This window comes from Streptomyces sp. NPDC005070 (assembly GCF_053600395.1).
Genome location: NZ_JBSFZS010000320.1, coordinates 1 through 3,262, shown reverse-complemented (window position 1 = coordinate 3,262; position 3,262 = coordinate 1). Strand labels below are relative to the sequence as shown.

Below are 3,262 nucleotides of genomic sequence, written 5' to 3'. Positions count from 1 at the left end.
CGAGAAGGCTGGCCCGCACTACCAAGCACCCCTAACGATCAGTTTGTTCACGGGCACTGAGAGACTCCGGTCGATCTTGATGATCTCGGGGTGCCAGCCGGGTTGATCGGCTACCCAGTGATGAGGCCCATGCCGGCTGAAAGGGTTCGTGAGGGAATCCTGCTCACCGCCGCTTTTGACCAGTGAGCTGACGTCGGCAGGCTGATCGATCTCGTGCTCCGCACGGGTGGGCGGAGCACTGGTGCCCGCGGAAGCCGGGGTCTCCGGCTGCATCGCGGTGATCGACGCAAGCGGAACGGCGAGGAGTGCGCCTGCCACCGCTGTGGTGAGGCCTGCTGCCGTCAGGGTCTTGTGCATAACTTTCCCTTTTGGTCGTTTGGTGCCCGCCCTCCAAGGAAGCAGTCGACGGTGATGCTGTCGGGTGCCGCTGGTTCGACGCAGAGCAGCCGCGTCCTGAAGGGCTGTTTTGCTGCATTTCCAGAAGACATCTGTGCAGTGCGGTGACGCCTGAGCAACCAGTGCTCAACGTGGTGCGCCGACCGGAGGCGACACGGTCCGAGGAATCGTCGACAGCCCGAGGCTGTGACTGCAAAAGATCGTGCCGACGCCGCCCGCACCGCGGTGGAACAGGCGGCAGGCAAGACGGGCCTCGCGTCGGCTGGATGCCTGGAGGTTTCGTGCGGGAGCAGAGCGAGCTACGCCGTGCAGGTGGCAGGCCTACCGGTAGTTGAGTTCGGCGAGTTCGGTGGCGAGCTTGCCGGGGAGGGGGGTGTGCCCCAGAAGGCGCATGGCGGTGTTGCGCAGAGTCCGTGCAGCGGGGTTGCGTGCGGTGGCGATGCGGGTCATGCGGTCGGTGAAGGCGACGACGCGTTCGGCAACTGGGCGTCGGCGGGCTTCGTAGCCGTCGAGCACGCCGGTGGCGAAGGCGGTGCCGAGGGCGTAGCCGTCCTGGATGCCGGTGTTCATGCCTTGGCCGCCGGCGGGGCTGTGGACGTGGGCCGCGTCTCCGGCGAGGAAGAGCCGCTGGGCACGGTAGTGGTCGGCGACGCGGTGGTGGACGCGGAAGCGGGAGGACCAGGCGAGGTCGGTGACCGCGGCCTGCCCGGGCGTCCGCTCGTCGAGGAGTTGCTGGACGAAAGTGAGCTCGGGGTTTTCGGGGGCCTGGTCGGTGGTGGCGACGATGCGGTAGTGGCCGCCCGGCAGCGGAGCGACGACCAGAAGGCCTGCGGCTCCGAAGGTCAGGGAGACCTCGGCCGGGCCGGGGATCCAGTCCATCACGACGTCGGCGAGGACGAACGACTCGGCGTAGGAGCTTCCGGTGAAGCCGATGCCGGAGGCTTCCCGCACGGTGCTGTGCATGCCGTCCGCGCCGACCGCGTAGGAGGCGCGCAGGGTCTTCCCGGTGCTGGTGGTGAGGGTCACGCCTTCCTGGTCCTGGACCACGGAGGTGACCTGGTGGGGCCGGTGGACGTCGCCTCCCAGGGCGCGCAGCCGGGCGAGCAGGACCGCCTCGGTCTCGTACTGCGGGACCATGAGGGTGTAGGGGTGCGGGGTGGGGAGCTGGTCGAAGGGGACGGTGAGCAGCCGGCGGGCGCCGTCACGGACGGCGAATCGGTCGAGCTTGACGCCTCGGCCGATCAGCTCGCCGGAGGCACCGAGTTCGTCGAGGACCTCGAGGGTCCGGGCGTGTACCACCGCGGCGCGCGAGGTGTTGGCTCCTTCGTCCTGCTGGTCCAGCAGAACGAAGTCGATACCGGCGAGTGCGAGCGTCACCGCGAGCGCGAGGCCCGTGGGACCGGCGCCCACGATCGCGACCTCGGTGCGGTCGGGCAGTGCGGGGGCGGGGCTGTTCACGGCGGGCCTCCGGGATTCGGCACGAATCAGGTTGCCAACACGCGTTGGCAAGCAGTTGTTGACAGAGTGCATGCAACAATCCTGGAAAGTCAACAGACGTTGGCCTACAGTTGTGGGCATGACGCAAGGCATCGACAGCAGCGCCTCGGGCGCCAGACGATCCGACCGCACCCGGGCGGTGATCCTGGACGCCGCCCGCCGCCGCTTCGCCGCTCACGGCTTCGAGCGCACCACCATCCGCGCCGTCGCGGCCGACGCCGACATCGACCCCTCGATGGTCATGCGCTACTACGGCAACAAGGCCCAGCTCTTCGACGCCGCCCTCGACATCGACCTGGACCTGCCCGACCTGTCGGCCGTACCGGCACGGGATCGCGCCGAAGCACTGGTCCGGCACTTTCTCCATCGCTGGGAACAGGACGAGGCCGGCGATGCCCTGCTGCTGCTCCTGCGCTCCGCGGTCACCAACGAGCACGCCGCCGAGCGGATGCACGCAATCTTCGCGTCCCAGGTCGCGCCGGCACTCGCCAAGGCCGCCGGCCCCGGGCAGGCCGCGCAGGCCGGACTGGTCTCAGCCCAACTCCTCGGCCTCGCCCTCACCCGCTACATCCTGCGCATCCCCGCCGTCACCCACCTCTCCCCCGACCAGATCATCGCGACCCTCGCCCCCGCCGTCCAAGTCATCCTTGAACAGGGCTGACGCCCCACCTCCGGGAACACCGGCAAGGCGCCGCCATCAAGGCAACCCACCCCCCAGGCACCCGGATACCGCCAGCGCCGGACCGGCTCACCGTTCACGAGAGCCAGACTTTATGGATCTTGTTCCGTTTACTCCTGCTCACGCCGCTTCCGTCGCAAGCTGGCCGCTGTCCGTGACAGAAGTCGTCATGTGGTGCGGGCGAAACACGATTCCTGTGACTGAACAGGAGATCTCCGGATGGCAGCAGGACGACGATGTGCAGTCTCACGTGCTTGTCGACGACGAAAGGCCCCTTGCCTATGGGGAGTTGTGGTTCGACGCCGACCAAGACGAGGTCGAGCTGGCGCGGCTCATCGTGAATCCCGAGGTCCGGGGGCAGGGGCTGGGCCGCGAGCTCGTTCGAGGCCTGCTGAGGCGGGCTGTCGAAGCAGGTTTCGACGATGTCTTCATGCGGGTGCATCCGGACAACGGCAGGGCACTCGGGTGCTATCTGGGGGCGGGATTCGAGCTGGTCGATCCGTACCTTGCGGTGGACTGGAATGCCGCCCAACCGGTCAGCTACACCTGGTTGCAAAACGCGTCCCCCGTTGTGTGACGACCAGGCGCCACCGGTCCTCGTCACCGTGCAGGCGCCGCGTCGTTCCGGCTGGCCCAACCGACTGCCTCACCCGGTCAGGACTCCCCGCGCGGGATCCGACACAGGTGCGC

General features: G+C 68.1%; 4 protein-coding genes. 2 read left to right on the top strand and 2 right to left on the bottom strand.

Annotated elements, in window-relative coordinates; all coding sequences use genetic code 11:
- Positions 1-18 precede the first annotated feature (18 nt).
- Positions 19-357, bottom strand: a complete 339-nt coding sequence (locus tag ACWEBX_RS38425; protein ID WP_451889359.1) for a hypothetical protein — start codon at positions 355-357, stop codon at positions 19-21.
- A gap of 360 nt (positions 358-717) precedes the next feature.
- Complete coding sequence (locus ACWEBX_RS38420; RefSeq protein WP_451889358.1) at positions 718-1,854, bottom strand: FAD-dependent oxidoreductase; 1,137 nt, start codon at positions 1,852-1,854, stop codon at positions 718-720.
- Positions 1,855-1,972: 118 nt separating this feature from the next.
- On the opposite strand from ACWEBX_RS38420, the gene ACWEBX_RS38415 reads away from it, so the two are divergent.
- Together ACWEBX_RS38415 and ACWEBX_RS38410 are read left to right on the top strand one after the other, a co-directional pair.
- Positions 1,973-2,554, top strand: a complete 582-nt coding sequence (locus tag ACWEBX_RS38415) for a TetR/AcrR family transcriptional regulator (RefSeq protein WP_451889357.1) — start codon at positions 1,973-1,975, stop codon at positions 2,552-2,554.
- Between the two features lie 112 nt (positions 2,555-2,666).
- Positions 2,667-3,149 (top strand): GNAT family N-acetyltransferase, encoded by a 483-nt coding sequence (locus tag ACWEBX_RS38410; protein WP_451889356.1) that lies wholly within the window; start codon positions 2,667-2,669, stop codon positions 3,147-3,149.
- Positions 3,150-3,262 lie beyond the last annotated feature (113 nt).